Annotated in this window: 9 protein-coding genes; all 9 read right to left on the bottom strand. The window is 24.8% G+C overall.

The features are described 5' to 3' along the window. Window positions 1–464: 464 nt before the first annotated feature. On the bottom strand, window positions 465–1,559 hold the full coding sequence (ychF, locus tag AALI31_RS07910) for a redox-regulated ATPase YchF (RefSeq protein ID WP_489885981.1): 1,095 nt from the start codon (window positions 1,557–1,559) through the stop codon (window positions 465–467). Window positions 1,560–1,645: 86 nt separating this feature from the next. Beyond that, window positions 1,646–2,107: a phage holin family protein gene (locus tag AALI31_RS07905; protein ID WP_489885982.1), complete on the bottom strand. Its 462-nt coding sequence runs from the start codon at window positions 2,105–2,107 to the stop codon at window positions 1,646–1,648. 95 nt (window positions 2,108–2,202) lie between these two features. After that, on the bottom strand, window positions 2,203–2,754 hold the full coding sequence (locus AALI31_RS07900; RefSeq protein ID WP_489885980.1) for a putative phage tail protein: 552 nt from the start codon (window positions 2,752–2,754) through the stop codon (window positions 2,203–2,205). After that, a complete protein-coding gene (locus AALI31_RS07895; protein ID WP_489885979.1) occupies window positions 2,744–3,835 on the bottom strand; it encodes a baseplate J/gp47 family protein in 1,092 nt (363 codons plus the stop codon). The genes AALI31_RS07900 and AALI31_RS07895 overlap by 11 nt, the downstream gene beginning before the upstream one ends. Then, complete coding sequence (locus AALI31_RS07890) at window positions 3,835–4,248, bottom strand: DUF2634 domain-containing protein (protein ID WP_489885978.1); 414 nt, start codon at window positions 4,246–4,248, stop codon at window positions 3,835–3,837. Before AALI31_RS07890 ends, AALI31_RS07895 begins: the two co-directional genes overlap by 1 nt. Then, window positions 4,245–4,526, bottom strand: a complete 282-nt coding sequence (locus AALI31_RS07885) for a DUF2577 family protein (RefSeq protein ID WP_489885977.1) — start codon at window positions 4,524–4,526, stop codon at window positions 4,245–4,247. The genes AALI31_RS07890 and AALI31_RS07885 overlap by 4 nt, the downstream gene beginning before the upstream one ends. Before the next feature lie 8 nt (window positions 4,527–4,534). After that, window positions 4,535–5,404: an XkdQ/YqbQ family protein gene (locus AALI31_RS07880; protein WP_489885976.1), complete on the bottom strand. Its 870-nt coding sequence runs from the start codon at window positions 5,402–5,404 to the stop codon at window positions 4,535–4,537. Window positions 5,405–5,498: 94 nt separating this feature from the next. Next, window positions 5,499–6,101 (bottom strand): LysM peptidoglycan-binding domain-containing protein, encoded by a 603-nt coding sequence (locus tag AALI31_RS07875; RefSeq protein ID WP_489885975.1) that lies wholly within the window; start codon window positions 6,099–6,101, stop codon window positions 5,499–5,501. Window positions 6,102–6,185: 84 nt separating this feature from the next. Beyond that, window positions 6,186–6,909 (bottom strand): hypothetical protein (locus AALI31_RS07870; protein ID WP_489885974.1); only part of this gene is annotated, 724 nt, incomplete at its 5' end.

Here is a 6,909-nt window from a genome sequence, read left to right as displayed (position 1 = left end):
GCGAGCACCTCCTAAAAATTTGAAAAATAAAAAAGAGCAATAAAATGCTCCTACTAAAAAATTCATATCAAAAATAACACAAAAATAAGTATTAATATGAAATAATAACCTTAAAGTGAAGACCGTAAGGTGAGAAGTAGAGCTTCTTCTTTATTCTTAAAAATGATAGCACATTTATAAAAAATTGTCAATAAGTATTTAAAAATTTAATTTGCATATTGTAATATATAATACATAGGTAAAAAATATTTTTCTCAATAATATAGTGTATTTAGCAAACAAAAACCTATAAAGTATAAATATGGTATCACAAATAAAATGTTATAATCAAATTTTTATTATATATTAATTATATCTTAAAATATATGCATTTATACAAACTTAATTATATATAAAAAACTTCAAATAAATAATTATTTGAAGTTTTAAAAAATAAAATAATAAATTATTTTTTAAATATAAAATTAAACATTAAATCTAAACAATATAACATCGCCATCTTTAACAACATATTCTTTTCCTTCGCTTCTAACAAGTCCTTGCTCTTTAGCAAGAGTTAATGAACCAAGCCTAGCTAAATCATCATAAGAAACAACTTCAGCTCTAATAAACCCTCTTTCAAAATCAGAATGAATTTTGCCTGCTGCACCAGGAGCTTTTGTTCCGTTTACTATTGTCCAAGCACGCACTTCTTGAGGTCCAGCAGTTAAATAACTAATAAGCCCAAGCAATGAATAGCTAGCACTAATTAATCTATCTAATCCACTCACTTCACAGCCTAAATCTGTTAAAAATTCTTTTTTTTCATTTGGTTCAAGAACAGCTATTTCTTCTTCTATTTTAGCACATACAACAAAAACTTCAGAGCCTTCATTTTTAGCAAGAGTTCTAACTTCATTAACAAAAGGGTTGTCGCTAGCATCATTAAAAAGTTCATCTTCAGAAACATTTGTAGCGTATAAAACAGGCTTGTATGTTAGTAAATTAAGTTCTTTAACTAACTCTTGTTCATCATCATTAAATTCAATATTTCTAGCAACTTTTCCGTCTTCCAAATTAACTTTAATCTTTTCTAATAAAGCTAATTCTTTTTGTAAAGATTTATCAGCTTTAGCAGCTTTAGATGTTCTAGCAATTCTTCTTTCAATAATTTCTAAATCTGAAAATATTAATTCTAAATTTATAGTATCTATATCACGAACAGGATTAACAGAAGCATCAACGTGAACTATATCCTGATTTTCAAAACATCTTACAACGTGCACTATAGCGTCAACTTCTCTAATATGAGATAAAAATTTGTTTCCAAGCCCTTCGCCTTTGCTAGCCCCACGAACAAGACCAGCTATATCAACAAATTCTATAACAGCTGGTAAAACTCTTTTAGAAGCATAAATTTGTCTTAATTTTTCAAGTCTTTCATCGGGAACAGAAACAATTCCAACATTAGGGTCAATTGTGCAAAAAGGATAGTTTGCAGATTCAGCACCGCCTTGTGTTAAAGAGTTAAATAAAGTACTTTTACCAACGTTAGGTAAACCAACAATTCCTAGCTTCATATTTTTATTCCTCTCGTATAAATTAATTTAGTTATTTTATATAAAATATAGTATACTTTAAATTTTAGTTTTCTTCAAGCTAAATATTAGTAAAAGCTGTCATTAATATCCTCTTTTTTAAGCTTAGTTCCTTTATCTTGTTTTTTAAATTGATGATTAGTTTCAGTCCTTTTTAAAATTCTGTCTAAAAATATTTTAATTTCATTTATAAAAAATGTACCAACATTAAATTGAGCCTTTTTTAAAATATCTATTAAACCATTTGGTAAATTTTTGTTTATAGCAGCATAATTTTCTAATATGCTAGCAATTTCACAAGCTATAAAATAATATAGACCAATATATACAATAAATTGTACTTTAAAAATCCAATTTAATATGTATAACAAACTAATTAAAATAAGCTCTGTAATTTTACCTGCTATTCCCCACCTAGCTTTTATAGAAGACCACTGCCTATTTTTAAAACCTTTTATCCAGCCAAATATAGTGTCTATAATCATAAGTAAAATAAGAGCTATAATAGTTTTGTTTGTTTCGCCAAATATGATTGCAGTAATACCTAAAAAACTCCCTAAACTTAGTTTTATTTTTTCTATATTTTCATCTATAATAAATCCCCCTCTTTAAATTTCTGAAAATTTTATTCAAAGCTCTGTTTTCTTATAGCATCATTTTCCATAACATCTGACCAATTAAACATAATTAAATCAGTCCAATAATTTCTATTTGTATGCTGCCATATGTTGTAGTCCAATTCAATATTTATATCCATATTAAGTGGAATAACTTTATCTAAAAATTTAAATATTAATTCTTTTAAATCTTTTTTGTCTGTTGCAATTTTAATATTAAACTTAAACTCTGTATACTCTATAAAAATTTTAAATTTATTTTCACCACATATACTGTTAAGAGATAAAATTAAGTTTTCTAATGTGAAAGGCAAAGTTTGATTATATTGTAAAAATATAAATGCTCTTCTCGTTTCTAAAGATTCAGATAATTTAGGAGCTATTTCAAGCATATTTTCATATCTTTTTATCCCTTGTAAATCAGCATCTTGTATAAATAAATTTTGAAGAATATTGTCTAAAGCTTCATCTAAATTATTAACATTGGGTTGAAGTCCATTCATTATAGCTTTAAACTCTTCTATTTCGGCTAAAAAATTGGGTAAATAATTAATTAACATAAATATTTCTCCTTATAGGTATTGAATATTCATTTAAAACAAAATTTTGGCTAATTCCGTTTATTGTAGTGTTTCTTACATCTACAATACCTAATATATCCAATAAATATCTTTCAATATGGCTTATCCTTAAAATAAGTTCTGCTTCATTTTCCCACATTTTTGCTAGTTCTTTTATATAAGTGTCAATTTTTTCTTCAACATATTGCTTAATATCATCTATTTGATACCCTTCTTTTAAATCCACTTCGGTATGTATGTCAATTTCGGTAAAATTCACAGGTTTAATAGTAACAAAATGTCCAATAGGAGCAATACCAAATCCATTACCAGTATCGGTAATAGGGTCTATTTGTTGTTGAACTAAATCAATTAATTTATTTGATGGAACAGTATATAAATTGTTGGTAATAATGGCTTGTACAGTTCCACCACCGTTAGGAGTTCTGTATACTTTGCAGCCACCAATACCTCCATTATCTAAAATAATATCTAATTGATTAAGAGATTTAATTTTTTCTATATAATCGGCTCTATTGCCTCCAAAAGCTTGATTTTTAAAACTGTCTAAATATCGCTTTCTAAAAATTTCTGTATCTTCTTCATCTTTTCCAGGAGAAAATACTTTTATAACATTCGCCATTTCAAGTCCCTCAATATAGTCAATAGGTAAAAGTTCACCATAAGAAATATTTCCTTTTTCTCCCGGTTGTTCACATTTAAGCTTGTAGTATTCGCCCTCTTTTTCTCCTGTATAAAAATAGTTAAGCTGTTCTAAATTAAAACGCTCACCTCCGTTTAATTGAAAATCACCGTCTAATTTGGCTAATATTATAGAATAAGTAGAACTATAAGGATAAATCCCACGTTCTTTTGCTCTTTTTATAAGATATTTTCTTGTAGCGGTATCTGCAAACCCTTCGTTTAAAACTCTGTCTAATTCTAAATAAACTTGAGCTAATTCGGCACAAATAGGTGCAATAGCATCATATATAATAGACCCCTGTCTTTTATCATATTTTTCAGGTATTCTAGCTAAAGTATCTTCTAAAATTTTCAAAAAACTTATATTTTCATACATTATATATTAAGCCTCCAATCTATACTAAATTCTCCAAATATAGATTTAATAAAAAATTCAACTAAAATAGCACTTTTATCATCTTTTAAATCATAAAAATTAAAATTATAAACATTTTCTATTCTGTCATCTTGTAAAAGAGCTTCTTTTATTAATCTTTCAGCTTCAGTTTTAACATAGCCTTTTGGCATACCTATTAAATTTTCTAATTCTATGCCATAATCCCAATTGTATATTGAATATTTGTATCTTTCTGTCATTAATATTTTATATATAGATTGTTTAAGAGCATCTATACCGTCAAATAAATTTCTAACCCTGCTTTTGTTAAAATCTAATTTAAAAGTTTTAGTTGGAATATTTATAATTTCAATTTCTTGTTCAGAAAATCGTCTTTTTTCAGGAAGTATCATAAATCAACATTCTCCTTATCGTCTAAATCGGGAATTATATTTATTAAAAAATATCGCTGACCACCCTGTTCTCTCAAAAGTAATATGTTAGTACCTAATGGAATTTTCCCTGTAATATTCCCTGTTCTAATAATTTGTTGTTCTGTTAAAATAAGTTTTTCATCTAGCTTTATCTTTAAATTAGTTTCGTCTATAACTTTTCCTATAAAAACTTCTGTAAATCTTAAATTATTTATTATTTGTAGTGTAGCTGTTTTTAATATTTCAGAAAAATTCATATTTCCTCCTAAAAATCAATTAAAATTAAATTCATAATATGTTCGCTATTAGCTATAGTGTGGGTGCATTTTTGAATAAGCATATCTCTTTTTTCATTTCCGTCTAAAATAGTTAAAATACTTCCTGCTCTAATGTTAGTTAAGCCTTTAGTTTTTAAAAGTATTTTAAATTTATTTTTATTTTTTAAATTTAAAATATTTTGAGCATAACTTTCGGCTTGAAAATTAGAAAAAGTATTAGGTAACCTTTCAAAATATCTAAGAGTACCCCATTTTAATTTTGAATTATAATCTTCTTTTTTAAAGGTAGATATTATTTTAGTTTTTTTATTTTTAATAGAAAGCTTAATAGAATTGTAAACATCTTTATCAATAGACTTTTCTATTTTGTATTCAATAGAATTTGTAGCTAAATCTAAAATAACACCAGTTTTCATATTTTCATATTTTTTAAGACAAATTTGCCCAAAATCATCAAAAAATAAATAATCTTTACCGTTTGTTTTTTTAGTAATTTCAAGAGCAGTATAAATAATATCAAGTATAGGCTGATTTTCCTCTATTCTGTAAGGTATAATGTAATTTGTATTTTCAATAGTCCCCATTTTCAAATTAAAATCATTGCATATCATTTCTATTATTTCAGAAGCAGATTTATTGTAATATATGTAGGTATCCCTTGTAATTAAATACCTAATTTGGTCGTAGGCCTTTATAGTGTATATGTAATTGTGCTGTATATTTATAGTAAAAATATAGCCAAAAAACATTTTTTGGTTACCCATTTTAAAAGATATAGCATCACCTTCATTAATTGTAATTAAATTTTTATTTATAAATTTCATTTCAAATATAGAAGGTGTTTCTTTGTAGTACATATTTAAGCTTAATTTATCTATAACATTAGGTGTGATGTCAAATATTCCACTATCACTATATAATAAAATTTCTGGTTTTATAAAAACACCACCTTTAAGATAATTTTAAAATAGTTCCAATTTGTAATTTTCTTGGCTGTGATATATTGTTAAGCTTGGCAATTTCTTTATAAAGTAATTCATTGTTAAGCTCTCTTTTAGCTATTTGCCAAAGGGTGTCGCCTGGCTTAACAATGTATTTTTTAGAAGTTTCCTTTTTAGGTCTGTCTATGCTGGCAGTATATTTACCATTGCTGTTTAAAGTAATTTGTTTTGAATAATCCTCTCTAAATTCTTTAAAAATTAACTTAACCCAAAAATCGCCTTCTTCTCCTGCTCTTTCAAAAATAGTATAATCTTCTAAAGAAACTTTTATATTAGTTTTAAATAATTCTTCTCCGCTTTGTAAAATTCTATTAATCATAAGCCTTAATGGCTTTTTTTTAGATTTAAATTCTCTAAATTTATTCAAATAAATAATAGGCTTGTCTATAATGCAGTTATAAGAATACGGCTTTTGAACAAAAGGAATTGATATATCGTTAGGTAAATATATTTCCATACTTATTTCTCTAAGAGAGATGTCTTTTAATATATTAATTTCTCCAAATTCTAATGTTTGGTAAATTTTATTGTTTGATAAAACACTTGTTGTCATTTCATCTGGGGGAATAGGCAACTGATATATTTTATTTTCATCATCATATTTTAATAAATATATATAAATAAAACTAACCTCCTTCTAATATAACCCACCACTCATAAGAAAGACTTCATCAAAAAGTTTTTCTTTAAATTTTTCATATAAAATTTCAAAATCAATTTCGGTATATTTTTTTGATAGTAGTTTTTGAAATTGTAAATTTATCTCTTTTTTAATAAACTTTTCATAAGATTTATTTTTATTTTTTTGAAAATTATTATTTGTTGTAGCTTTAAAATTTTTGTATGTAATAGATTTTTTTAAATTCTTATAAAAAAAATAATTATAGCCATCTAATTTTTGATATAAAGTTTCTTGTAATAAATTTTTAGAATAGATACTTTTACAAATTTTAGTATAAATACTATTAGAAAAACTTTTATCATAGCAACCTTTAAAATTATTAATATAATTATATATGTAGTCTATACTTGAATTAACTTTATCAAAAGAAATGAATTTTTTATAATCATTTTTTTGAACTGAATTATAATTAAAATGAACTTTTTTATATGTTAAATTATTTTTATAAATAATAGTATTTGGTAAAATATTTTTATAATAGTTAAATTTAGTATCTTTATATATATTCAATAAATTAGAAAATATTTTTTCATAATTCTTATAATAACTGCTTATATAATTATAATTTGTACGTTTATTATAAACACCAAAATAACTTTTATTAAAAATACTTTTATAAAAACTTTTTTTGTTAAAATAAATATCATAAAAAACAAGATGGCTAAAATTTTTTTTGCTA

The sequence above is a fragment of the Anisomitus miae (SeqCode) genome (assembly GCF_054906395.1).
Note: the sequence above shows the minus strand (reverse complement) of the source record. Positions and strands in the feature narration are given on the sequence as shown.